Genomic DNA, 24,698 nt, shown 5'->3' with positions numbered 1-24,698 from the left:
ATCATGAGAGAGTGTTTAAATTCTGAAGCATAATAAAAAACTGTACTAAGCCAGGGGGAGCTAACAGCCATCTGAAAACGCAAAGGGGGCGAGGAGGCGATCGCCTTTCTTTAGAGTGTGAACCTCAGAGCCAACCTCTTGCATAATTCCCATCCATTCATGTCCCGCTCGCCAACCAGGTTGCCACTCTTCCTCACCCCGATAGAACCAGAGGTCAAATCCGCAGATGTAGGCGTGAGTAATCCGGACAATGGCATCTCTGGGCTATATTAGGACTCAGTGGTGGCGATCGCCACTTGCCCACCGAAGGCAGCAAGGGCTTCGCCTATTCGCTCTTTCAACCGGGAAAGCAGTGATTTTAGGTATTAAGTTTTACCTCACCCAAAGTTTTCACCATTTGCAGATTTCAATTTCTTCCGTTCTTCCAGCATTCGTCACCATGCGTAGCAAATCGAACGCCATTAATTACTGTCCCTCATGCGTCACTTCGTTCAAGCATTTCAAAGCGTTCAGTGTTCGGGGATATCCAACCCAGGGCAACAATTGTGTAATCAAACATAGTAGTGTTTCCCTGTCGTTTCCAACATTAAGATTGCCTTGAATGTGTCCTTTGATCTGCGATTCAACCCCACCCAAGGCGATGAGGATTGAAAGTGTTGCTAGCTCCCTAATTTTTATGTCGAGACCGTTTCGGGTGTAATAGTCACCAAAGCAGTTGGCGGAAAGAAACCTTTGAATGTGCAGTTGGTCTTTGGGCGATCGCTCATACATTTGATCGATCGTCTCACCGAATATGGCTTTCTGTACTCCTAACCCCTGATCGTAGCGTGTTTCCGGACTGGTGGTCGATTGCCCGTCCAAAGGTAATTGAATGCCCCTACTAGACAGCACTTCATTAGTGGCATGGATAAAGTCAAATGCTTTTGCCATACCCACGTATGCCACCGCCTGATACACGATCTCTTTGATTTCAACGGGCGTTACTCCGACATTGAGCGCAGCGCCCACCATTACTTTGAATTCGCTCAAAGCTTGACTGCCAATGATAGATGCCAGAATGAGCATGACTCTTGTCTTTGTATCCATCTTGCTATGAGCAAGTACCTCGTCGAAGGCGAAGTTATCAAAGAGTTCGATCAACTCGGGATCGCTTATTTTCAGCGTTGATTTGTGGTTGGAAAACAGTTCTTCGTGATTCTGGTGTGCTGTTTCAGTAATCCTCAACGGGCGGTCAGCTGTGTTTGTCTGGGATTCATTTGTCATCCGATTTTTCCTCTTCTAATCGTAATTTTAAGGCGAGTGACTCCTTCTAAAGTCCCGTTCTCTTTTCCAACTCTTCTGGATAGCGATCGCCTTCCACTTTAATTTGGGTCAATGCCTCATCGATATCGCGGTACGGTGCGATCGCTTCACCCACCAATTCTTCATTGGTAAATGTTTCCAAGTTTGCGCTTCTGCATTGTTTGACTCCTGTGTTTGAGTTAAAGGTCGGAATTGTCTTGCTCTACGGTCAGGATTGGTATTGCTCATCGTTGACCTGTTCCATCCAATCCACGGGCTTGCCGTAGCAGTCGTTTGTCTCGTGTGGGTAGTCTGGTACGATGACCGAAATGTAAACGAGAGAAGACATTTTTTGCCGCTCAACGACCAGTCATTTGCTCCAGCTTTTCAGGATATCTAGCCCCTTGCACTGTAATCTGGGAGGCAGCGTCATCGATGTCATGTAGATCGGCGGGCGTGAGTTCGACTGAGACTGCCTTGATGTTTTCGTCCAAGCGATGCAGCTTCGTGGTGCCTGGAATGGGAACAATCCAGGGCTTCTGAGCCAGCAACCAGGCGATCGCAATCTGAGCCTGTGTCGAATTCTTCCGTTCGGCGATGCTGCCGAGCAGATCGACCAGCGCTTGGTTCGCCTTCCGCGCCTCGGGCGTGAAGCGAGGGATGGTGTTGCGGAAGTCGGACTCCGAGCCTAAAGTCGTACCATCACTTTGATCGCTTCCCGACTATCCATTGCGGCATACCCTCTGGGGACACTATCGAGATCGACGGTTAAATCAAGAACAGCAGAGGCATCGAGTTTGCCTGCCACAGTATCGGTTAGCAATTCTGGAATGTAAGCACGAGCGGGTGCAACACCGCCTCGCAACGTGATGTTATTCCTAAATAAACGGCCCAAATTGAAATTATGGCTGCTGCCGTGCGGCACGCCGACATACCCGATCGCTCCACCGGGACGCGCAATGCCGATTGCCGTTGCCATTGCAGACTCACTGCCCACACACTCCAGTACCGACTCCGCACCGCCTTGGATCATTTCTTTCACAGCCGCGATCGCTTCCTCTCCTCGGCTGCTGACAACATCCGTTGCACCAAAACGTCTCGCAATCTCCAACCGTGATTTGTGCCGCCCCAGAATAATGATGCGTTCAGCGCCGAGTCGTTTGGCGGCAAGCACTCCACACAAACCCACTGCACCATCACCAACTACTGCAACCGTGCTGCCTGTGCGGACACCTGCTGAAACGGCAGCATGATGTCCGGTTGACATCACATCGGTGAGCGGCAGGATGGCGGTGAGCAGCCGATCATCATTCTCAACGTCCTTGGGAATGACGACTAATGTGCCATCGGCAAACGGCGCACGGATGGCTTGGGCTTGTCCACCATCGTTCTTGCTTCCCCAAAAACCACCTTGTCCGCAAGAGGTCTGGATTCCTTTATTGCAGAACTCACAGGTGCCATCTGAAAACGCAAAGGGAGCGAGGACGCGATCGCCCTTCTTCAGAGTGTGAACCTCAGAGCCAACCTCTTCCACAATTCCCATCCATTCATGTCCCGTTCGCCAACCCGGTTGCCACTCTTCTTCACCCCGATAAAACCAGAGGTCAGATCCGCAGATACAGGCGTGAGTAATCCGGACAATGGCATCTGTGGGCTGTTGAATTATCGGATCGGGAACGGTCTCAACCCGAACATCACCAGGGGCATAGTAAACAGTTGCTTTCATCGAACAATTTCCTTGTGAAAAACTAATGCTTGTCTTTGTTGGTCAATTACGAGTATTTAGAGCACTTGGCGCGTCGGTCGAAACAGAATCTCGTTCATATCCACATCTTCCGACTGGCTCATGGCGAAGGCGATCGCCCCGAACATCACTGCACCGTTTGACCGCCGTCGATGACCATAGCGTGCCCAACGACGAAGCCAGCCGCGTCCGAGCAGAGCCAGACCACGGCCGCAGCGATCTCCTCGGGCTTGCCCATCCGTCCGATCGGCTCCTCGGCAATCACCTTCGCGCGCCCTTCAGCCGTGCCGCCGGTGAACCGATCCATCATCGGGGTGTTGATGTAGCCAGGACAGACGGCGTTGACGCGGATGTTCTGCGCGGCGTAGTCGAGGGCCGCCGACTTGGTGAGACCGATCACGCCGTGCTTCGCGGCGGTGTATGCGGGGCTGCCCTTGATGCCGATGATTCCCGCGCCCGATGACGTGTTGACGATCGCACCGCCTCCCTGCTTGAGGATCAGCGGGATCTCGTGCTTCATGCACAGGAAAACACTACGGAGGTTGGTGTCGATGATCCGGTTCCACTCCTCCTCCTCGTACTCCGCGGTCGGAGCTGGCTTCCTCGGCTCAATGCCCGCGTTGTTGAAGGCGAAGTCCAGCCGCCCAAAAGCCTCAATGGTCTTGGCTAAGGCCGCCTTCACATCCTCGGTCTGCGTCACGTCGCACCTGACGGCGATCGCCCGCCCGCCGAGTTCCTCGATCATTTGGGCTGTTTCTTGATTGCCCTGTTCTGAAATGTCAGCGACCACCACATTAGCGCCTTCACGTGTAAACGCCAGCGCCGTAGCTCGACCAATGCCGTTCGCTGCTCCGGTCACAAACGCAACTTTTCCTGTGTAGTTTCCATTCTCGTTCGTTGTCATTATTTTTCTCCTTCAATTTTTCACCTAACAAGGTCTTAAAACCACCGGATGCGGAGATCCGTTGGGATATTGCTCGTCATTGACCCATCGCCTCAGAAGGGTGACAGGCAGATCACCCTCTTTATTGCGATTGAAGAAGCTTTACTGTCACTTCTACAGAGTCAGGCAGATTAAATGTCTCTATGCCAGCATCTATCTTGCCGATCACGATGATGCCGGGGTCGGGGATTTCCTGTCCGTCGTGGCGATAAAAAATAGCCAGATCAGAACCGGGAGACCAGTAAATTACGTCTCCAACTTCATAAGTTTTAGTTCGCTCTCCCTCCTCCGAAATTGCTCTCGGCAGGTGGGCAAACTTTTCTCTTCCAAACAAATCGTTCATCGTCAGCGTTAATGGCAGCAAGGAAACAAAATCCTGAGTGGTTTTGCTGTCGATCAAAGTGGCTGTAACAACTTGGTCTTTGACCTTGATGTTTATCTTCATACTGTTTGCCTGCTTGATTGATATTCCAGTCGGCATTTTGGACGAGGCACTGCTAGGCATACTGTTGTCGGCACGGCAGGCTGAGTAACTCAGGGACAGCGCTTATGCTTGCTCTATCTGTAGGGATGGATTTTATTAAGTAACAAGGTTAGCCTTGATGACATTTTGGTTGTCAGTAGGCGAGTTTCTTGCCCAATCAAAACTGAGTTTTTTCTTAAATAAAAATCCAGAATGCTTACAAGAAGCCGGAATCACTTTTCATTGCTTTAGCTTCATTCTAAGGATTCTCAAGGGCAAGGAATATAACGATCGTCTAAGATTGTTGTACAATTCTGCAAACTTAGAAATGAATGCTGTCAAAATAATTGAAAAGTCCGATATGGATTTAATGAATGACCCGCAGGCAAAACGTGAGGCAGACAGAGCGCAAGCTAACAGAGACGAACTGACTGAGCGCATCTCACAGGCTATCTGTAATGATGGGACAATTGAGCCACTGAAAGGATTGCACTTTAACCGCTCCTCCTCGCCTGCAGAATGCGTTCATGGTATCTCTGTCCCTGCCTTTTGTGTAATTGCTCAAGGCAGCAAAGAAGTTCTTCTGGGCAGCGATCGCTATCAGTACGATCCTATGCATTATCTGCTTGCTACAGTCGAGATGCCGATTGTGAGTCAAATTCTTCAAGCGTCCAAGGAGCAACCGTACCTTAGCCTTCGCCTCGATCTTGACCCCACCCTTGTCGGTTCAGTCATGGTTGAGGCAGGGTATCCCTCACCACAAAGGGGTGCCAATGTAAAAGCGATAGACGTGAGTCCGTTGGATGCGACTTTGCTAGATGCCGTAGTACGGCTCGTTAGGCTTCTTTCCACCCCCGCCGAAGCTCCGGTTCTGATGCCGCTGGTAACACGGGAAATCATTTACCGACTCCTGATGGGAGAGCAAGGTAGTCGGCTCGGTCATATTGCAGTTCTGAGTGGCTACACCCACCACATCGCTCTTGCCGTCGCGCGACTTCATAAAGACTTTAAGGAGCCGCTTCGGATTGAAAGCATGGCACGAGATATGGGAATGAGTGTTTCGGGCTTCCACCATCACTTCAAGTCTGTCACTGCAATGAGTCCCTTGCAGTTCCAAAAGCAACTGCGGCTCCAGGAGGCTCGCCGTCTGATGCTGGGGGAAAACCTTGACGCTAACAGTGCTGCCTACCGTGTGGGTTATGATGATGCCTCGCACTTCAACAGGGAGTACAAGCGGCTCTTTGGTGCACCACCGATACGCGATGTGGAGCGGCTGCGAGAAGCTGTTAGGGAGACTGCTAGTACAGCACGGCGTAAATAAACCACCCATTCCAAATCAATAAAACGCTTACCCTGTATTCATTTTGAATTTTGAATTTTGAATTTTGAATTCCGCCCTGCGATCGCTAGTGATATGCTTCTCTTAAAAAGCTGGCATAATTTGCCCGAACCGTCATTGTAGTAGGATGACTTACACCTAAAGTCCGTTCACAAATTTTCAAAGCTTGCTCAAACAAGGGTTTGGCTTTCCTGTAGCGTTTTGTATTCCGGTAGAGTGCTGCTAGATTGTTCAGACTAATGGCGACATCGGGATGGTTGTGTCCCAGCAGGCGTTTACTCAGTTCTAAAGCTTGCTGATACAAGGGTTCGGCTTTGCTGTAGCGTCCTGTAAATTCGTAGAGTTGTGCTAAATTATTCAGGCTAGTGCCAACATCGATATGTTCTTTTCCCAGCAGGCGTTTTCTCAGTTCTAAAGCTTGCTCAAACAAGGGTTCGGCTTCGCTGTATCGTTTTGTATAACAGTACAATACTGCTAAATTATTCAGGGTAGTGGCAACATGAGGATGTTCTTCTCCCATTAGGCGTTTTGTCAGTTCTAAAGCTTGCTGATACAAAGGTTCGGCTTTGCTATAGCGTTCTGTAGATTCGTAAAGTAATGCTAAATAGCTTAAGCTAGTGGCGACATCGATATGTTCTTCTCCCAGCAAGCGTTTTCTCAGTTCTAAAACTTGCTCAAGCAAGGGTTCGGCTTCGCTGTAGCGTCCTGTGGATTCGTAGATTCTTGCTAAATTGTTCAGACTGGTAGCAACATCAAGATGGTTGTCTCCCAGCAAACGTTTTCTGAGTTCTAAAGCTTGCTGATACAAAGGTTCAGCTTCGCTATAGCGTCCTGTAGATTCGTAGAGTCCTGCTAAATTGTTCAGATTAGCAGCAACATCGGAATGTTCTAAACCAAGACGATTTTGAGTCAGTTCTACACACTGTTGCAACCAAGATTCTGCTTGCTGATAAAGTTCTTGACCTTGATAAAACCAGGCTAATTTGGTAAATAAAGTAATTAAATTTTCATCGCTTAGATACTGGGATAGGTGGATTGCAACTTCTGTAATGTGCGGGATATGTGGAGTGAGGTTGAGAATATCTTCAGGGTTAGGCTGTTGCGGAATTAACTTTGCTACCTCTAACATCATCGCTGCAAATTTAGTTTTTGTTTCATCCGCCTCACTTGACTTATCCAACTTAATTTGGAAAAGTTGCCGAATCAGTGGATTTAGACGATAAATTTCTTTGCTTTTGGGTTCTAGCAAATGCAATTCTAGTAAATCGGCTATGGCTTTCTCATCAAGTTGTTGTTTTTTGTCATCTTCTATCGTCTCAACAGATAAGGGAATGTCAGCTAATGCACACAAACTTAGCAAACAGCCAAAGTTTTGGGCATTCTCATCCAGATGTTCCCAACTCAATTCAAAAGCTTCAGCTAGACCAGATTCATAATCCATCAATGAGTTACCATTGACTACTGATTCTGGTTCCAGTCGTTTTTTCTCTAGCCGTTTCAGCAGTGTTTCCAGAGATAAATCTGGCATTTTATTTAGATATCGCCCTACTAGCTCTAACGCTAAAGGCAAATATCCCAAAAATTTACAAATTCTTCTCGCAATCCAAGCTTCTTCTTGCAGTCGTTCCCGAACCACCAGCGATTTTAATAATTTCATCGCCGCTAATGGTTTGAGGATATCTAATTCGCTATCATATTTCGCGCTCAGGTAAGCTTCTAACTTTTTTAGGTTGCCCCGACTATTGGAAATAGCTAACTCAGCATAATTCTGGGCAAACTTTTCATATACCTCACTCATCCACTTTCTGAAAGTAGCAACGTCAACGTTTAATTCGCTGGCAAGTTTAGCATCATTTTTACTTAAGTTTTTAGTCTTAAAATATTTTATAAAAGCTGCGGTTTGCTTTAGAGATAAGCCATGAGTAGCAGCTTCTTTGGCTAGAAAATTACCCCATTGCATAAACAGCTTGTTAAGTTTACTTTTGATTGTACTTTGTCTCCATTTGGAAATCACCTCTCTTTAGGGTAGAAATACCATTTGTATAGAAACATTTAAAAGTACTGACTTGCTGTTAGGCATTGCTATTTGAGCTTTTGAGGGTGAAAGTTGAGCTTCTGAAGGTAAAAGTTGAGCTTCTGAAGGTGAAAGTTGAGCTTCTGAGGGTGAAAGTTGAGCTTCTGAGGGTGAAAGTTGAGCTTCTGAAGGTGAAAGTTGAGCTTCTGAGGGTGAAAGTTGAGCTTCTGAGGGTGGAGATTGAGCTTCTGAGGGTGGAGATTGAGCTTCTGAGGGTGAAAGTTGAGCTTCTGAGGGTGGAAGTTGGCGTTTGCAACTCGAAACGGCTAGGCGATGTCTACGACGGGCTACGTCTATGCTCTATTTTTTATTGTACTTTGGATACACGGGGGGATGTCTACGACGGGCTATTTGGCGTCGCGCTTTGTCAATTAGCGTCAGCAACCCAGGTCTGAAGAAGAAAGAGTTTCCAAACAAACCACTATTTTTTATGAGAATCGAACCGCGAAGGACGCAAAGGGCACGAAGGAAGAAGGAAGAGGGAGCGATCGCTGTTTGAAGTTAGAATTGATGTGCGATCGCTGCTAAAATTTAAACTACAACTGTTGTGTGGCATCAATTTGGTGTAATTTTGTGAGAAAGGGTGCGATCGCTAGCGATATGCTTCTCTTAAGAACCTGGCATAATTTCCTCGAACCATAATTGTATCGGGATGACCTACACCTAAAGTACGTTCACAAATTGCTAAAGCTTGCTGAAACAGGGGTTCACCTTCATTGAAGCGTCCTGTAGAACAGTAAAGTCCAGCTAGATTGTTCAGGGTAGTGGCAACATCGGGATGATTGTCTCCCAGCAGGCGTTTCTGGAGTTCTAAAGCTTGCATAAATAGAGGTTCGCCTTCATTGAAGTGTCGTGTAGAACAGTAAAGTGATGCTAGATTGTTCAAGCTACTAGCGACATCGGGATGGTTGTCTCCCAGCAAGCGTTGTCTCAGTTCTAAAGCTTGCTCAAACAACGGTTCGGCTTCGCTGTAACGTCCTGTAGATTTATAAAGTGCTGCTAGATTGTTCAGGTTAATGGCAATATCAGGATGGTTGTCTCCCAGTAGGTGTTTTTTTAGTTCTAAAGCTTGCTGAAACAACAGTTCGGCTTCGCTGTAGCGTTTTGTAAAATCGTAAAGTAATGCTAAATTGCTCAAGCTATTGGCGACATCGGGATGGTTGTCTCCCAGTAGGCGTTGTCTTAGTTTTAAAGCTTGCTGATACAGTGGTTCGGCTTCGCTGTAGCGTCCTGTATAACGGTAGAGTTCTGCCAAATTGTTTAAGCTAGTGGCGAAAATAGGATGGTTGTTTCCCAGCAGGCGTTTCGTCAGTTCTAAAGCCTGCTGATACAGAGGTTCGGCTTCGCTGTAGCGTCCTGTATATTTATAAAGTGCTGCTAGATTGTTCAGGCTAGTGGCAATATCGGGATGTTCTAAACCCAGGCGATTTTCAGCAATTTTTACACACTGCCGCAACCAAGGTTTTGCTTGCTGATAAAGTCCTTGACCTTGATAAAACCAGCCTAAACCTGTGAAAGGCCAAATTAAATCCTCGTCGCTGAGATATTGGGATAGATGGGTTGCAACTTCTGCAATGTGGGGGATAGCGGAAGTGAGATTGAAAATATCTTCACAGTTAGGCTGTTGAGGAATTTGCTTTGCCACCTTTACCATGTGCGCTGCAAAAGCGGTTTTTACTTCATCCGCCTCAGTTGACTTATCCAACTTCATTTGGAAAAATTGCCGAATCAGTGGATGTAGACGATAAATTCCTTTACTTTGCCATTGTATTAAATGCAGTTTCCGCAACTGGGCTATAGCTTTCTCCCAGAGTTCTTGTTCTTCGTCATCTTCTATCGCCTCAACAGATAAGGGAATATCAGCCAAAGCAAACAAACTCAGCCAACAGCCAACACCTTGTGCTTTCTCATCCAACTGTTCCCAACTCAATGCAAAAGCTTCAGCCACACCATATTCATAACGCATTAATGGGTTAGCCTTGGCTACTGCTTTGTGTTCCAGTCGCTTTTTTTCTATCCGCTTCAGCAGTGTTTCCAGAGACAAATCTGGCATTGTATCCAAATATCGCCCCACCAACTCTAAGGCCAAAGGCAAATATCCCAAGAATTTACAAATTTTTCTCGCAACCCAAGGTTCGCTTTTAAGCCGTTCTCTATCAACCAGCGATTTTAATAATTTCATCGCCGCCAATGGTTTGAGAACACCCAAAGGTAATTGCGGCAAAGTTCTATCAAATTCCTGGCGCGTTGTCAGCAATACTTTAAACCGGGGTGATTCTGGGGGTAAATAAGGCTGAACCTGTTTTTTGTAGTCGGTGAGATCATCAAACACCAACAGCACTTCACCTTTTTCCCAATTCTGCCAGCAGTATCTCAGCCTATCTGCTAATTCCCAGTCGTCCGGTGCAATGAGTTTAAATTTTAATTCAGCAAATCTGAGAATCTGAATTCCGACATCTATTCCCTGTGCAGATAACCAGCAAACCCCACCTTGATAATTCTGCAAATGCTGTTTAGCGTATTGGGTAGCAAGTTCAGTTTTGCCAACTCCACCCATACCCGCCACAGCCACAATCGCAACTTGCCGAGATGTTTGTAATTGCTGGTGCAGTTTTTCTAGTTCCGCCTCACGTCCCACAAATTTTTCAAATGGGACAGCAGGGGGAATATTTTGATGAATTTCTTTAATTGTGGGGTGGGCATCTTGCCCGCCATTATATTTGACTGTCAAGCAAGCCCGTAACTTTTCCAGCTTACCCCGGCTTTCAGAATTGGCTAACTCAGGATAACTCTGGGCGAACTTGTCATAAACCTCAGTCATCCGCTTTTTTAACGCAGCCGCGCCGATGTTCAACTCGCTGGCAACTTTTGCCTCACTCTTCCCTGAGTTTACAGTCTTCAATCGCTCTACAAAAGCTGCGGTTTGCTCTGGGGATAAGCCATGAGTAACAGCTTCCGTGGCTAGAAATTCAGCCCATTGCATAGACAGCTTGTGAGATTTCTTCTCGATTCTACTTAATTTCTACCTTCTCTCTACTTTGTCTCCATTTCTAGGGAATCTCCTCTTCTTCTGGCAGAAATACCATTTGCATAGAAACATTTAGAAGAGGTTCAGCCGTGAAAATTGTCCTAACAACTCCAGTCAAATCCAATCAAACCACCCAAACTTCCCAATTAATCACCGCCTCGCCAACATTAGTAGCAAATCCATCTACCTGGATGCGAGACGGATACAGCCCTACTGAAATTATTCTCGCGGCGGCAATTTTAACTTCATTGTCGATTGGCGGAATTGCCTCTGTGATTGTAGCGATTACGGGTTTAGTTAAAACTTTAGTGCCTGTGATGGTAAACCCGACAAGGGAAAAAAAGAAGTAGTCTGTGTAGACGCGGTTTCTAACCGCCGATTTAACTTAGGATATTAGAGAAGAAAAATTCTGCGAGCGCTATTTGAGCCTTTGAACCTCAGCGTTGACCCTTTGAACCTCAGCGTTAACCCTTTGAACCTCGAAGTTGAGCCTTTGAACCTCAGCGTTGAGCCTTTGAACCTCGAAGTTGACCCTTTGAACCTCGGAGTTGAGCCTCTGAACCTCGGAGTTGAGCCTCTGAACCTCGAAGTTGAGCCTCTGAACCTCGAAGTTGAGCCTTTAAACCTCGAAGTTGCACCTTTGAACCTCGAAGTTGCACCTTTGAACCTCAAGTTTTGAGTACTAAACTCAAAGCAGCTAGCTAAATACTGTATTGCTCCTGCCTTCTTAGACTAAGGTGACTGATTTAACACCCACTTCAACCACTGCCTTAAGGAACTTATAGTATTCAAACGCTGAACTCCAGGCGCACGGGTGGCGGCGAGTCCATCAACGGCGACTAATGCAGCATATTGCAAGCCCAAAAAACTATCAACTGCTGCATAAGGACCACCAAGGGTTATAGCCCCAGATGCATACATTTGACCTCTATCACTACGCATTTCTACTAATTCAAAATTATTCGCTACAGCCAATCGCCCCAGGTGATTCACTGGGAGGTTGTAATGTTTCACCAAATCTGCTAGGAGAGGATTGGTATCTACCTTGGCATCCAGTCCAGTAGCATCAACAATAAAGTCAGCTAGCAATTTCATTTCCCCAAAGCTTTGCTCTCGGATACGGGTAATAGTTCGGTTTTGTCCATCTCGTTCTACATCCAGCACTTCACCGAAGGTAATTTGATACCAGCCTTCGCTTAACCCTTGGGCAATAATTTGCTGCCAGTCGTGCCTGTCGGCGGTGGTAGTTCCACCCCAGTCTGCTAGTAAACGTTTGCGTTCATCGGAACTGGCTTTTTCTAATATTGCCCGGAGTTCGCCGCCCCAACAGGCTTTAGGCCAGTTAAAGGGTTGAAATTCGTAATGATTTTTGACTTGGCGCTGGGCATTTTGAAATTTGTTGCCTTGGGGTTTAGGCGATCGCATTAAATGCAAAACTGAAATATTCTGATTTCGCTTTCTAGCTTCATAAATACGCTGAAAAATCCGCGAAGCCACAATTCCCCGCCCCCGAATCAATACCGTACCGCCTTGTTGCTCTAATTGCTGATAAACATGATCGTGTGCCTCATAAGCATTAACGACAGATTCAAAATCTTGATATTTTTCCCTATAAGCTTAGCGGCTGGACTACAGGCAATCTGGGGTCTGGAAGATTGGTATTTGGGTTGAAGTGAATCGTTGAAGGGAGGCTGGTATCTGGTGTAGAGGCATTAGGAGCAAATGTCACCGTTATCACATAGGGACCAATTTGCAACGCATCGCCATTAGCCAGAAGACTGCGCGTTTGTGGTTGACCATTGACATACACACCGTTAACGCTACCTTGGTCAATCACCACCAAATGGTCTTGTTCCCAGTCAATTAGGGCATGGTAGCGAGAAACTTCATTACTGTTAAGCAGCATCCGAGAAACGCGCACTCCCCTGAGTTCAGCAGGTAAGCGAGCGAATTCTCGACCAAAAGCGATCGGCATACTCAGCCTTGGTTCTCGCCGTTCTCCCGTCGCTGGATCTTCCCAACTCAATTGGATTTGTAAATCATTTGTCATTGGTTATAAGGCATGGGGCATGGGGCATTGGGCATTAGTAAACAGTCAAGAGTAAATATTGGTTTACTCCTAACTCTTGTACAGACGCGATTAATCGCGTCTCTCCTAATTACCTCCTACTAACACACTCACAGCCGCAGCTAAAGATGTTCCACACCAACGACAGCCTATGTGTAGATTCTCTCCTGGGCAAACTTTATGACATTTTGGGCATTCTAAGCCATAAACTCCTGGCGGTGGTGCGGGGGGCGTTGGTGGATGTGATGGCATTAAAATTGTTGCTGGAATACTGCCCGTGGAAATGCCAGTCACGTTGAGTTTTATTTGTCCCAAAGAGATACTACTACCCTGAGTTAAAGGCATTTCACCTTGAACTAATTGCCGTCCATCGATAAGAGGCGGATTTTGCGATCGCAAATTTCTGATATAAAAGCGTTGTTGCTGGTGAGCAAAAAAGATTTCAACGTGCAGACCAGAGACAGTGGGATGACTCAGAACAATATCGCACCGGAGGGGATCGCGACCGATGCGGACACTGCCAGGATTTTGACTTGGCTGTTGTTCGTAAATATTCTGAGTTTTATCTTGACCTGCATCGTGCCACTGTAAAGTTAGTGCGTTCATTGTTCTAACTTCATAACTCGTATTTAGTTACTTCAACTTCTTTATGTGCGATTTCTAACACGATTGAGTCGGTGTAAGCAAGTATTTAGAAAAAACTTCAACAAGCTTTATCGTAAATAAAAGGGTTTAAGACCCCAACCATAAAGGTAGTCCCAGTTTCAGTCTGGGTTTAAATCCCCCGGAGTTGCTCCTCTTGGGGAGACCCCAAGACCGCACTCCTCTTCGTCTGAAATTGTCTAAAATGTTTGAATGCGTGAATTTTGAATTGTTAACTCCCCTCTCCTTACTAAGGAGAGGGGTTGGGGGTGAGGTTTCGCTTTATTTCGCCGACGCTAATTTATCAGCGATGCGTGTAGTTTCTGGTAGCCGATATTTGGGCGTGCAGCGTAATACATAGTCAATTGCCGTGGGTAAACTGATTCGATGACCACTGGAGATGTACAGAGGTTTTACTCCTGTGCGCGATCGCAAAACTGCCCCAACCGTTTCACCCTTATATATCAGTGGTTGCTGGCTGCCTTTGGTTTGGGCCAATTCTTCATGCTTACCTACTAACAACGATTTAGCTACACCAATTGTCGGCATATCCACAAGTAAACCTAAATGGCTAGCTATACCTAATCTGCGGGGATGAGCAATTCCCTGACCATCACACAGGATGATATCTGGTATTGTTTTAATTTTTTCCAGGGCATCGAGGACAGCTGGAATTTCCCGAAATGAGAGGAACCCAGGAATATAAGGAAAAGTCGTAGGACGGTGTGCTAGGCTTGTCTCGATTACCTGCAAATCAGGAAAACTCAGTACTGCGACAGCTGCACGGCTAATTGTTCCATCAGCTTCAAAACCCATATCGACTCCAGCAACGTACTGGATAGGTTCTTGCAGTTGATCCTCTGTAATTACTTGATCTCGCAGCTTTTCTTGGATTACTATGGCTTCTTCGAGCGTCGAAGGCCAAGCATGATCTCGATAAAACTTCATATTTAAATTTGGAGTTAAACTGATTAATATTAATCTTGTTAATTTTGCAATCACAAAACAAGAGTTTTTGATGTTGATACAGGGAAAATTTATTTATTGCAAAAGTCTAGGAAAGACTATCTTTATACTGGATATTTTAGCCCAGGTTAGCTGATATCTTACATCATAATGTTACTTAAGGCTGTGAAGAGGGAATCATGAGGATATAAGTTTATTTTCCTAGATTTTCTCTTTTACTGGTTATGACACAGCCGAATATTCTAAAACTTGCAAAACAGGGAGATGTACAGGCGATCGCATCTCTGATGAACCGCCACCTACACCCCAAAGGAATCGCTGCAAAAGTTGCCTTCAATGATACTTGCTTAGAGGTAATAATAGAATCTGCCGAAGTACCAAATCAGCAAATTTTAGTTGCGTTTATCCGCAAAGGGTTAACGGCTTTAGGCGCTGCATCTGTTGAAATAGTGAAAGTTTATGGACAACAAACGGGTAAGGATTTTCCAGCTTGGAGTCAAGAGTTTGATTTGGGCATAGCAGAAGCTGAACTAGAAGTAGTAGATAATCAACAATTTTCTAGTAATCCTCAAATCCTAACTATTTGTATTAATTTAAGTGGCGATACTGCGCGGGGATTAACAAACCAAGATTTTGAAATTATTGCTAATCAAATAAGTACTGATATTTTATCATCTTGTACTGACGTTTTTATTCAAAAAGTAAGTATTAGTAATGGTAGCTCTGTGATTACAAAGGAACGTTAGTATTTAATTTTGCTCATGCAGAAGCGCAGAAAAAGAGTCTAAAATCGCGGCTTTTGTAATAAGTTTAATAAATCTATGTAAAATTTAAACATAGGGCTGGAAATATTCTGAAAATGTTGCTTTTACCTATAAATAGGGAATCCTGAGATAGACGATAATTTATCAGTTTTCGGATTTATTGGTTATGACACAGGCAAATCTTTTAGAACTTGCTAAACAGGGAGATGCATCAGCGATCGCATCTCTGATGAACCGTCAATTACAACCCAAGGGCATCACAGTAAAAACTAACCTAACATCGGGTTGTTTGATGGTGATTGCAGAATCTGAGAATGAGCCAGAGCAATCATTTGTGGTTGATTTTATTCGTAACGGTATAACAGAGTTAAAAGCTGAAGTAATTAAGCGGGTAGTGCTACATGGTCGGATAACTGGGAAGAAGACTCCATTATGGCGAGAATCCTTTGAAATGCACTCTAATGTTACACCACAACAGGAGGAATCAGAATCAATCAATTCTAAAATTAACATTTCAATAAGTGAGGGAATAGCCAGCTTTTTAAACGTAGTTCAAGGAAGAAGAGAACTCATTAACACAGTTCTTTTACTCGGGATTATGATAGTTTTAACTACTAACTTATTTACTACCAACAAATCTAGACCTATTTTTTGGGAATACAAAATCGAGAGCATTAATGATGTAGTATTTGATGCTACTATGGATCGCATGGGATCTAATGGTTGGGAATTAACCTCGGCTCGAAGAGCGCTTTCTGGTGAAGGATCTTCTAGCCAAGGACTCTACGAGGTTATTCTGAAGCGACCAACGACAGAAGCACAAGTTAGAGAAAAAGTTACAGAAAATGACAAAAAACGAGAGGCTGAATTTAAAGAATTTTTATTACAGACAGCAATGAGTGCAAGCGAGATAAATATTGTCTCAATTAATCACTCACAGCAAGCAAATTATCTTGAAAAAAAAGCTTTTATTAACACGATTGAAGAACTGGGACTGGATTTAAAATCAGAAAATAAAGATTACTTTTACAACCTTACTGCGGACTCAAGTAACTCTGTTGTAACAGCAACTGCTAAAATTGATGAACTCAAAAGTTATACAGGAGCTGTCTTCCTAGTACAAGAAAATGGCGAAACTACTACGGTTGCAGTTATATGCGAAACAAATGCACCATCCAAAACACCTCCACAATCCCCACAACTCAATGGAAACCAGCTAGCTTGTCCTGCGGGTTCATCTAAAGTTGAGTAAAATTTACAATACTTATGCGATCGCACCTCAAAGTTAACCTAGAAAAAGCAGTGCTGCATCTACGTCCGTTGTAGACATCGCTCTTATTTTTACCTATCCTAATCAGAGGATAAATTATCATGCTGAATGGACTCAGGCAACAGGCGATCGTCAAACCTGGCGGTGTAGTAGAAATCTGTTCTGGAGTTCATTGTTGTGTAATTGCGGCAGGGACTATTGCACAATTAAAGAATAATGTCAAGATAGCGCGGGCTTTTGTGCCTCTTAAGAAGGAATAATTGACAGCGATCGCTCAACGGACTGCTAATATCTGGCAAGATAGTACATTCTTCCGTACCTGGACTTAGCCCAACCTTGCACATATTACAGAGTGTATTCTTATCAGTCACGCTGATAATATTGTGCCGCTTGGGACATATTAAATTGTAATAGCTTCTCCTCTGGCAACTTGTATTCCAAACTCGGCTTAAAAGGCGAAATATTCAAACTGCGAATAATTTCCGCCGCCACAGCCTTTGCTAGTAGCGGTGGTACAGAGTTACCAACTTGTCGAAATCCGTGCCATTTAGTTACATGAAATCTAAACCAATCGGGGTAAGAATGCAATCTCGCTGCTTCTCTAACTGTGATACAGCGCGGCGTAATTGGATGAATTGGTCTAGGAGATGTGAAAGAACCTCTATACTTGTCCGTTCCGGCTCTTAAAGTATTGCAGACACCAGCAGGATGCAGCTTATAAAAACGACTAATTTTTTCTCTTTCGCCTTGTTGAGTATCCTGAAAACGTTTAATAGTTTCCGCAGAATGTTTTGTTCTTAAACTTGAAGAAAGTATTCGCAAATCAGATTCACGTTTGTAAGAATAATCATCGTCTAGAGATTTCAACCCGCGAAGCACAAGAGCATACTTACTAGGTTTTCCGTATTCTGCTACAACCCAATTTCTTATTAGTAAATCTGGATAATTTTCTATTTCAGGTAAATCTCCAATTGCATCCCATACTGTAGGACTCAATGGAATGTCAGATACTTTTTTAGAATTTAAATTATTTGGTAATGCTCGTTTAGTAATCGGTTGAGGGTATTTTGGTAACTCTACATCCTCCCTTGCACCTATGAGAAATAATCTCTCACGGGACTGTGGTACTCCGTAATTTGCAGCGTTGAGAACTTGGTAATTATCTTCTACTTTATAGCCATAAATTTTAAATTCGCTAATTAAAGATTGGAGGATTTGTTTATGTTCGCCAACTGTGATACCCCGAACATTTTCCATTACAAAGAATTTCGGTTTTAGCTCAAAAACCAACCGATGAAAGTGGAAAACTAAAGAGTTTCGTGGATCGTCAACAATCCGTTTCCCAATTAGGGAAAATCCTTGACATGGTGAGCCACAAATTACCACATCAATTTCGCGATCGCCAATCTTAGACCGACTCCTAATTTCTTCCCCGGTTGTATCCACAACACTTTTACATAACACTGAGCAATAAGGGAAGTTAAACTCATGTGTTGCACAGTGTATGGGGTCGATTTCCACAGACGCCAGCACATCAAAACCAGCTTGTTCAAAGCCAAGAGTCATACCGCCTGCACCGGCGAATAAGTCAACTGCGATCGCTCGTTGTTTTCTCATCTCAACATAATTCGTAATTCGTAATTACCCTATGGAACAATCCAGTTCAGTTAAGCATTTTTTCCTTTGCATCCTACCCCTGCGAGACGCTGCGCGTTAGCAAAAGCCTCTCGCAGAGATGGCGGTTCGTTAAAAAAATTAACTTTGACAAAAAGAGTTTTAGCTTTAACCCAAGCGTATTGCCCTATGGATAAATGCGGCTTCTGGCAAAAACAGATGCTTCGCACTTAATTTTACTCATAAATAAACTGATTGATTCGCTATTTTTAATTACGAATTACGAATTACGAATTATTTGGTCGCATTTGCAAAATTTCTTGAGCAGCGCGATCGCACACCCCAATTTCTCCTAAACACTGCCGCATTTCCTCATAATCTAGCAAAGTTTGCTCTCTGCGACTAGGATTGAGTAGCAGTTCCATCGCCGCTTGGATAATATTCTCTGGTGTGGCTTGCTCTTGTAAAAATTCTGGCACAATCGGCTTCATCACTACTAAATTGGTTGGCGATGCAAAAGTTAAAGAACCTTTGAGGATTTTACGAGCTATCCAAGCAGTCAGGGAACTTAGACGGTAAACTACAACTTGCGGCACATTTAACAGAGCAAGTTCCAGGTTGACAGTACCAGATTTGCTAATGGCTAAATCAACCGCAGCAAAAACTTCCTTTTGTTGACCTAATAGAACTGTAGCCCGCAAACCGTAACGCTCAACGGCTTCCTCAATTGGCTGTCTATAGACTTCCAGAGATAGGGGAATCCAAAAATGAACTTCAGGTAATTTAGCTTGAATAGTTTGGGCAGCTTGAAAAATAACTGGTAAAAGATATTTTAGTTCTTGGTGGCGAGAGACGGGGAGGAGTGCGATCGCAATTTGTTCTGGTGCAATCCCCAATCTTGCACGAGCGACTTGGTGACTAGGAGCGTCCTGCATTCGGTCAACCAAAGGATGCCCTACCCAAATAACTTTTGCCCCTTGTTCCCGAAAATAACGCGCTTCTTGTGGGAAGATTGCCAACAGCTTGTCTGTAAAGCCAACAATCTTGTTAGTCCTACGCAAATTGACTGACCAAGCCCACTCTTGCGGAGCAATGTAATATACTACAGGCACATGTGGCAGATGCTGTTTCATATAAGTCCCAATTCCAACATTCGGCGTCATATAATCGATCAGCACCACCAAGTCAGGTGGATTTTGCTTTAAAAAAGCGATCGCCTGACGTTGCATCTGGAGAGTCGGTAAAATATAGGCCAGTCCTTCTAGAATACCCATTGAGCCAATACTACTGGTATTGCCCAGCAGCCTAGCCCCAGCCTCTACCATTTTTTCGCCACCCAGCGCCACAATCTCTAATTCCAACCCAATCGCCACAGCTTGACGCTTCAGCGCTGTAATTAGCAGCGATCCTTGTAAATCGCCAGATACTTCCCCAGTGCTGATAAATATCCGCATTTTATAATTAAAGTTAGGAGTTTGGAGAGACGCGATTAATCGCGTCTGTTAGGAGTGAGGAGTTAAAAATTTAATTCATCAACTCATAACTCATAAATTATGATGTCTGGCCAATTAACCACAATTCCTCGGAACCCTTCCTGCTCCCCTCTCGAAGAGCGGGGAGGGGTTGGGGGTGGGGTGCTTTGATTATGAGTAATTCGACGGACATGATATATCTCACATTTCACGATTCATCACTCACGCCTTTTTTCCCCTTACCGGGAATCAAACCACGCCTTCCTGGCATCTGAGAAAGTAGCAGAAAGCGGCGCAGATGCTGCAATTCTTGGCTATCCCCTAACAATTCCAACTGTTCCAAAGCATCCTTAAAGGACAAATCAGAACGGTAGAGAATGCGGAAGGCTTTTTTCAGCATTTGCAAATTTGCTGAGTCCATACCAGACCGTTTGAGTCCCACAAGGTTGAGGGTTCGTACCCGCGCTGGATTTCCCTCCACAAGCATATATGGGGCTACATCCCGGTCAATACGTGCCATGCCTCCCACCATTGCCTGTCTACCAATACGCACAAATTGATGGACACCTAAAACCCCACTCAGCCTAGCGCGTGACTCTATATGGACATGACCTGCCAACGCCACAGAGTTAGCAATCACTACTTGGTCTTCAATCACGCAGTTATGAGCCACATGGACATAAGCCATCAGCAAGTTACCATCACCAATTACCGTCGCTTCACCGGCACCGGTAGCGCGGTTAATCGTAACGTACTCACGAATCAAGTTGTTATCACCAATTTTGACCCAAGTTGGTTCTCCCACAAACTTCAGATCCTGGGGTTCCATGCCGATGGCTGCACCTGTAAAAATCTGATTTTGCGCCCCAATTTCACAAGGACCCTCTAGCACTGCATGAGCGCCGATTATTGTTTCAGGGCCGACTTTGACATGCGCTCCAATCACAGCATAGGCACCGACTTGCACTGTATGGTGGAGTTCCGATTTCGGATCAATTACAGCAGTTGGATGAATTAGCGTTTTCAAGGGTGAATCTCCAGAACTGTCTTGATAATCCAGCGCCGGACGGGTTTCTGAGGCAGCGTGTTACTCTGGTTAAAAGAGTTATAGCGACTGCAGTCCCATTGAGGCGACTGGCGTTGTTGAGCGTGAAGTATTTCAGTGAACAAAAGTGTCGGGCAAAGCAAGTTAAGTGTGTTTGTGAGTGCATCTCGTAGAGAGGGCGTCTAAAATCAATAAATTATCAGATGCTGTTGTGGATTTTTTTTACTGTTATCCTTTTTCAGGATTCAGTAAGGGCATTTCACGGCTATGCCCACACCACGAAAGCAAACTTTTAGCTAATTAAAGAAAACATTAATTCCCCTTCACAAGCAAGTTGACCGTCAACTTCGGCACGACCTTGCATCTTACCGAAACGACGTTGTTTTACCCATAACAGTTCCAACGTCATTACTAGTTGATCACCCGGTACGACCTGGCGGCGAAAGCGGACTTTATCGATACCAGCGAAGACGAACAGATCATCTTCTGCCGGAGACATTTGAGTTAGAACAATGCCCCCAACTTGTGCCATCGCTTCGACAATTAGCACCCCTGGCATCAGTGGACGTCCAGGGAAATGTCCTTGGAAATGGGGTTCGTTGATAGTGACATTTTTAACGCCGACAGCTTTTTTACCTGGAACGTAGTCAATTATTTTATCTACAAGTAAAAATGGGTAGCGGTGGGGTAGCAATTCCTGAATTTCTTCAGATGTGAAACTTGTTTTAATCTCAGAGATGATTTTAGTCTCATTTATAGCCTGTGGTTCGGTAGATGTAGGTGTAGTCGGATCGATGGTATTCACTTCAGTGAGGATTGACATTGGCCGTGTGGTTAATTTTTCATCTGAAAGTTGAGTAGGCAGGCGTATATCAAAAGCCTTAATAATCCTCGATTTTAGGCTTTAGCTCCAATCCCAAATCTAAAATTCTTTGAGCCAATTGAATGTGTAAATTGTGACTGGCTTTATACGCTAAGAAATGAGCAATAGGAAAAGTTCCTAGTAAACTTAAATCTCCTACTAAATCCAATATCTTATGACGCACTGGCTCATTTGCAAATCTCAATGGTGGATTTAGCCAGCCTTCTGGCCCACAAACGAGTGCATTATCCAAACTGCCACCCTTAATTAACCCTGTTTTTTGTAAGTGTTCAATTTGATGCAGTAACCCAAAAGTCCGGGCAGGAGCGATTTGTGCAGCAAAGCTAGCAGTAGCTTTTCCTAGTTCAGCGCTTAGTGACCAACTATGCCATTGATTACCAATGGCGGCCAGGTCAAAATCAATCCCGTAGCTAAAACGGGTTTCTGATGCTGGGAGGGCACATACAAAGGCATCCCCTTGATAGACCCATATTGGTTCTGTAATAGCCTTGGGAACTTGGTTGTTGACGGGTTGTGATACTAAGCCAACTTCGGCAATGTTGGCTGTCCACACACTTGCCGAACCATCCAAAAGTGGAACCTCTGATCCATCAATTTCAATCCGGGCATTATCCACACCCATACCCGAAAGCGCTGCCAACAAATGTTCTACCGTGCGAACATATACCTCACCCTTGCCCAACTGAGTTGAGAGAACAGTGTGACTAACTGCTGCAACTTGGGCTGGAATGATCGGCAAATTCGGTAAATCCATCCGCACAAAGTAGCGTCCACTTCCCGCCTCAGCTGGTAGTATCCGCACCTGGGTATTCACACCGGTATGCAGTCCCACTCCAGTTTGAGTGATTTGAGCCGCTAGAGTGTGCTGCATAGCCGAAAAGTCAATATATTTTGTTTAGTATTGTTCATCGTCTGTTTTGGTAAAATCGCTGATATTCCCCTAAAAATGTCATTAATCCCTTTATCGGAACAGTATTGAGGTAAATGTAAAAATTAGCAAGCTAATCCAAAAAAGATAATTGTCATTTGTCCTTTGTCAGTTGTCCTTTGTGATTCACTAATGACCAATGACAACTGACTAATGACAAGTTAAAACCTTTCGCCAATACCAAAATTAATCCGGCTACCACCGTCATCGTTGATACCGTAGTCAATCCGAATTGGCCCTAGTGGAGACTGGACGCGAACCCCGAGACCATAGCCGTAGCCACTCCCGTTCTTATTCAGCACATCAGCTGCTAGGGTACTAGTACCCAGATCACTGCCAATATCAAAAAATAGTGCGCCACTGACTACTGAAAAAACTGGGAACCGATACTCAATTGATGCTTGCACATAAGTGCGTCCACTACCTAATGCTCCTTCTTCATAACCCCGGACGGAGTTGCTACCCCCAAGGGTAAAAGCTTCGTAGGGAGGCAAGTCACCGAAAACTGTTCCTGCTTGGAAGTTAAATGCTAGAGTTTGCGGCCCTTTTTTGGAGAGGCTAATCAACTTGACGGGGAAATATTGGCTGTAGCTACCCCGTAATCTGGTGAGGAAAATGCTGCCCAGTCCCAAAGGAACTGACTGATCGATTCCCAAGCGGAGATAAGAACCACTGGTAGGTTGCAAGGGGTTATTACGGAGATCGCGCTGTACCCCTAGTTGCAATAGCACCAAGTCGTCTTCACCTGTACCAGAGAAGGTAAGTGGCACTTCTTGGCTGATGCGGTTCCCATTATTGTCATCAAATATCGCTCCTGTTTTTCTGAGATTGCCATCGGCATCACGGGCGGAAACTCGTTGATACTGTAAACCGGCTGAGGCTGTCCATACGGAACTTTTGTAGGGATTGGAGGACAGGGGACGGGTAAAGGTGACACCACCACCTAGACGGAGAATGCGGGGGCTATCCTGAGAATCTGTATTAGTGGGATTCTTGGGGTCAAATGTTCTAATATTCTGATCTTTGCCATCAAAAATCAACGAAATGGAACTGCGGCGAAAAAGATTGACTGTGTAGGAAGTCCGGTGGGGATCTCCGGCGATCCAGGGGTCTGTATAGCGCAGGTCAAACAGCAGTTCCCGCTCTCCCAACTGTACTTCTGCACCCAGCTTTTGGTTCCTACCGTTCAGGTTTTGCTGTTGATAGCTAACCGTGCCAAACAGTCCGCTAGCAGAACTAATCCCCGCCCCAGCCGCAATAGAACCACTGCCGCGTTCAGCTACATTCACTACTACATCCACCTTGCTGGGGTCACTACCAGGGTCAAGGGAGACATTTACATCTTCAAACAGTCCCAGTCCATACACTCGCTGTAGGTCTTTTTGCACCGTGTTGCGGTTGAATACTTGTCCTGGCTTTAATTCCAATTCTCGTGTAATGATGTAATCTTGGGTCTTTCCCCGAATCGGTTGTCCCTTCTCGTCTGTCTCCTGACCATCTTTATTGCGGAACCGGACTCTAATGTTTTCTACTACCCCTTCTGCTATTTGTAAGGTAACAACTCCGTTTTCAGAGACTTGTGGCGCTCCAATCACGTTGGCTAGCACGTAACCTTGGTCTTGATACCGCTTGTTTAACTGCTTGATGGCTTCCTGCAAGTCACGCAAGTTGAGGATTTTGCCATACTGCTGGCGAAAGACTTCATCTACAGTGTTAGGTGGTAGTACCGAAGCAACACCAGTGCCAGGATTAGCTTGTATTTGTACCTTGGTGAGGACGGGGTTAGGCTGTACAACAAAGCTGACTCGTACTCCCAAGGGGGTATCTTCTGGCGATGCTTGGACGTTGGAGAAGAAGCCAGTACCAAAGATGGCGTTAATATCTTCTTGCAGTTGGCTGCGAGTTGTCGTTCGTCCTGGTTGGGTACGAATTACTTTATAAACTTGGTCTTCGAGTTCTGGTGATAGTTGCCCAGCCTGTGATCTAACTACTACTTCCGACACCAGTACGCGGGGGTCATTGGCTTCTGGGGCTGTGTTGGGTTGAGTATTTCCCGGAGTTGTCCGCGGGTTAACATTTTGCGGATTTGGAGTCGCGCCTGGGCTTGGGGTAGGTGTTCTTTGTTGACTACCTGGCGGTGGAATTTCTGGAGCGGTTGATGGTTCTGGAGTTGT

25 protein-coding genes and 2 pseudogenes are annotated in these 24,698 nt (G+C 45.2%); 8 read left to right on the top strand and 19 right to left on the bottom strand.

Going from position 1 to position 24,698, the window contains the following annotated elements; all coding sequences use genetic code 11:
• Positions 1 to 60: 60 nt before the first annotated feature.
• From V7K31_RS21495 to V7K31_RS21475, 5 genes are all read right to left on the bottom strand, one after another.
• Entirely contained in the window at positions 61 to 252 is a 192-nt protein-coding gene (locus V7K31_RS21495) for an alcohol dehydrogenase catalytic domain-containing protein (protein ID WP_335096725.1), read from the bottom strand.
• A 213-nt stretch (positions 253 to 465) separates the two neighbouring features.
• Positions 466 to 1,263, bottom strand: coding sequence for a carboxymuconolactone decarboxylase family protein (locus V7K31_RS21490; protein WP_335096715.1), 798 nt, complete (start codon positions 1,261 to 1,263; stop codon positions 466 to 468).
• A 46-nt stretch (positions 1,264 to 1,309) separates the two neighbouring features.
• Complete coding sequence (locus V7K31_RS21485) at positions 1,310 to 1,444, bottom strand: hypothetical protein (protein WP_335096714.1); 135 nt, start codon at positions 1,442 to 1,444, stop codon at positions 1,310 to 1,312.
• 196 nt (positions 1,445 to 1,640) lie between these two features.
• Entirely contained in the window at positions 1,641 to 1,943 is a 303-nt protein-coding gene (locus tag V7K31_RS21480) for an aldo/keto reductase (RefSeq protein ID WP_335096724.1), read from the bottom strand.
• A 26-nt stretch (positions 1,944 to 1,969) separates the two neighbouring features.
• The gene (locus V7K31_RS21475) at positions 1,970 to 2,548 is read right to left on the bottom strand and encodes a zinc-binding dehydrogenase (protein WP_335096723.1); all 579 of its coding nucleotides are present in this window, start codon (positions 2,546 to 2,548) and stop codon (positions 1,970 to 1,972) included.
• A gap of 25 nt (positions 2,549 to 2,573) precedes the next feature.
• Between V7K31_RS21475 and V7K31_RS21470 the strand changes: the two genes are divergently transcribed.
• Positions 2,574 to 2,792, top strand: a complete 219-nt coding sequence (locus V7K31_RS21470; protein WP_335096726.1) for a hypothetical protein — start codon at positions 2,574 to 2,576, stop codon at positions 2,790 to 2,792.
• Here V7K31_RS21470 and V7K31_RS21465 read toward each other — a convergent pair.
• The 3 genes and pseudogenes from V7K31_RS21465 to V7K31_RS21455 all read right to left on the bottom strand — a co-directional run.
• Positions 2,690 to 3,007: pseudogene (locus tag V7K31_RS21465) on the bottom strand (alcohol dehydrogenase catalytic domain-containing protein); the annotation flags it as partial. The gene V7K31_RS21470 and the pseudogene V7K31_RS21465 sit on opposite strands and share 103 nt — an antisense overlap.
• A 145-nt stretch (positions 3,008 to 3,152) precedes the next feature.
• Positions 3,153 to 3,929, bottom strand: coding sequence for an SDR family oxidoreductase (locus V7K31_RS21460; RefSeq protein ID WP_335096713.1), 777 nt, complete (start codon positions 3,927 to 3,929; stop codon positions 3,153 to 3,155).
• Positions 3,930 to 4,050: 121 nt separating this feature from the next.
• Positions 4,051 to 4,413, bottom strand: a complete 363-nt coding sequence (locus tag V7K31_RS21455; RefSeq protein ID WP_335096712.1) for a cyclophilin-like fold protein — start codon at positions 4,411 to 4,413, stop codon at positions 4,051 to 4,053.
• A 346-nt stretch (positions 4,414 to 4,759) separates the two neighbouring features.
• On the opposite strand from V7K31_RS21455, the gene V7K31_RS21450 reads away from it, so the two are divergent.
• Entirely contained in the window at positions 4,760 to 5,752 is a 993-nt protein-coding gene (locus V7K31_RS21450; protein ID WP_442941345.1) for an AraC family transcriptional regulator, read from the top strand.
• 85 nt (positions 5,753 to 5,837) lie between these two features.
• Here the strand turns inward: V7K31_RS21450 and V7K31_RS21445 are convergent, their stop codons facing one another.
• Complete coding sequence (locus V7K31_RS21445; RefSeq protein ID WP_335096711.1) at positions 5,838 to 7,730, bottom strand: tetratricopeptide repeat protein; 1,893 nt, start codon at positions 7,728 to 7,730, stop codon at positions 5,838 to 5,840.
• A gap of 140 nt (positions 7,731 to 7,870) precedes the next feature.
• Between V7K31_RS21445 and V7K31_RS21440 the strand changes: the two genes are divergently transcribed.
• Positions 7,871 to 8,239, top strand: a complete 369-nt coding sequence (locus V7K31_RS21440) for a hypothetical protein (protein WP_335096710.1) — start codon at positions 7,871 to 7,873, stop codon at positions 8,237 to 8,239.
• 197 nt (positions 8,240 to 8,436) lie between these two features.
• Here the strand turns inward: V7K31_RS21440 and V7K31_RS21435 are convergent, their stop codons facing one another.
• The gene (locus V7K31_RS21435; RefSeq protein ID WP_335096709.1) at positions 8,437 to 10,827 is read right to left on the bottom strand and encodes a tetratricopeptide repeat protein; all 2,391 of its coding nucleotides are present in this window, start codon (positions 10,825 to 10,827) and stop codon (positions 8,437 to 8,439) included.
• Between the two features lie 134 nt (positions 10,828 to 10,961).
• Here V7K31_RS21435 and V7K31_RS21430 point away from each other — a divergent pair, with 134 nt between their 5' ends.
• On the top strand, positions 10,962 to 11,222 hold the full coding sequence (locus tag V7K31_RS21430; protein ID WP_335096708.1) for a hypothetical protein: 261 nt from the start codon (positions 10,962 to 10,964) through the stop codon (positions 11,220 to 11,222).
• A gap of 80 nt (positions 11,223 to 11,302) precedes the next feature.
• The gene (locus V7K31_RS21425) at positions 11,303 to 11,551 is read left to right on the top strand and encodes a hypothetical protein (RefSeq protein ID WP_335096706.1); all 249 of its coding nucleotides are present in this window, start codon (positions 11,303 to 11,305) and stop codon (positions 11,549 to 11,551) included.
• 53 nt (positions 11,552 to 11,604) lie between these two features.
• Here V7K31_RS21425 and V7K31_RS21420 read toward each other — a convergent pair.
• The 3 genes and pseudogenes from V7K31_RS21420 to nfi form a co-directional block, all read right to left on the bottom strand.
• Positions 11,605 to 12,922, bottom strand: a pseudogene (locus V7K31_RS21420) (FHA domain-containing protein).
• 105 nt (positions 12,923 to 13,027) lie between these two features.
• Entirely contained in the window at positions 13,028 to 13,546 is a 519-nt protein-coding gene (locus tag V7K31_RS21415) for an FHA domain-containing protein (protein ID WP_335096705.1), read from the bottom strand.
• A 318-nt stretch (positions 13,547 to 13,864) separates the two neighbouring features.
• Positions 13,865 to 14,530 carry a deoxyribonuclease V gene (gene nfi / locus V7K31_RS21410; protein WP_335096704.1) on the bottom strand — a complete coding sequence of 222 codons (666 nt, stop codon included), beginning with the start codon at positions 14,528 to 14,530 and terminating at the stop codon, positions 13,865 to 13,867.
• Positions 14,531 to 14,772: 242 nt separating this feature from the next.
• On the opposite strand from nfi, the gene V7K31_RS21405 reads away from it, so the two are divergent.
• The 3 genes from V7K31_RS21405 (at position 14,773) to V7K31_RS21395 (ending at position 16,842) form a co-directional block, all read left to right on the top strand.
• The gene (locus V7K31_RS21405) at positions 14,773 to 15,294 is read left to right on the top strand and encodes a hypothetical protein (protein WP_335096703.1); all 522 of its coding nucleotides are present in this window, start codon (positions 14,773 to 14,775) and stop codon (positions 15,292 to 15,294) included.
• Between the two features lie 247 nt (positions 15,295 to 15,541).
• Positions 15,542 to 16,564: a type IV pilin-like G/H family protein gene (locus tag V7K31_RS21400; protein ID WP_335096702.1), complete on the top strand. Its 1,023-nt coding sequence runs from the start codon at positions 15,542 to 15,544 to the stop codon at positions 16,562 to 16,564.
• 119 nt (positions 16,565 to 16,683) lie between these two features.
• Positions 16,684 to 16,842 (top strand): hypothetical protein, encoded by a 159-nt coding sequence (locus V7K31_RS21395; RefSeq protein ID WP_335096701.1) that lies wholly within the window; start codon positions 16,684 to 16,686, stop codon positions 16,840 to 16,842.
• Between the two features lie 103 nt (positions 16,843 to 16,945).
• Here the strand turns inward: V7K31_RS21395 and V7K31_RS21390 are convergent, their stop codons facing one another.
• The 6 genes from V7K31_RS21390 to V7K31_RS21365 all read right to left on the bottom strand — a co-directional run.
• Positions 16,946 to 18,199: a DNA cytosine methyltransferase gene (locus V7K31_RS21390; RefSeq protein ID WP_335096700.1), complete on the bottom strand. Its 1,254-nt coding sequence runs from the start codon at positions 18,197 to 18,199 to the stop codon at positions 16,946 to 16,948.
• Between the two features lie 284 nt (positions 18,200 to 18,483).
• Positions 18,484 to 19,650 (bottom strand): lipid-A-disaccharide synthase, encoded by a 1,167-nt coding sequence (gene lpxB / locus V7K31_RS21385; RefSeq protein ID WP_335096699.1) that lies wholly within the window; start codon positions 19,648 to 19,650, stop codon positions 18,484 to 18,486.
• Positions 19,651 to 19,876: 226 nt separating this feature from the next.
• Positions 19,877 to 20,695, bottom strand: a complete 819-nt coding sequence (gene lpxA / locus V7K31_RS21380; RefSeq protein WP_335096698.1) for an acyl-ACP--UDP-N-acetylglucosamine O-acyltransferase — start codon at positions 20,693 to 20,695, stop codon at positions 19,877 to 19,879.
• A gap of 310 nt (positions 20,696 to 21,005) precedes the next feature.
• Entirely contained in the window at positions 21,006 to 21,536 is a 531-nt protein-coding gene (fabZ, locus tag V7K31_RS21375) for a 3-hydroxyacyl-ACP dehydratase FabZ (RefSeq protein WP_335096697.1), read from the bottom strand.
• 58 nt (positions 21,537 to 21,594) lie between these two features.
• Positions 21,595 to 22,467 carry a UDP-3-O-acyl-N-acetylglucosamine deacetylase gene (gene lpxC, locus V7K31_RS21370; protein ID WP_335096696.1) on the bottom strand — a complete coding sequence of 291 codons (873 nt, stop codon included), beginning with the start codon at positions 22,465 to 22,467 and terminating at the stop codon, positions 21,595 to 21,597.
• Positions 22,468 to 22,685: 218 nt separating this feature from the next.
• Positions 22,686 to 24,698: BamA/TamA family outer membrane protein (locus V7K31_RS21365; RefSeq protein WP_335096695.1), on the bottom strand; the 2,013-nt coding region annotated here is incomplete at its 5' end.

The sequence above is a fragment of the Nostoc sp. genome, assembly GCF_036917675.1.
GTDB lineage: Bacteria > Cyanobacteriota > Cyanobacteriia > Cyanobacteriales > Nostocaceae > Nostoc.
This window is presented reverse-complemented; position numbering and strand designations above follow the sequence as displayed.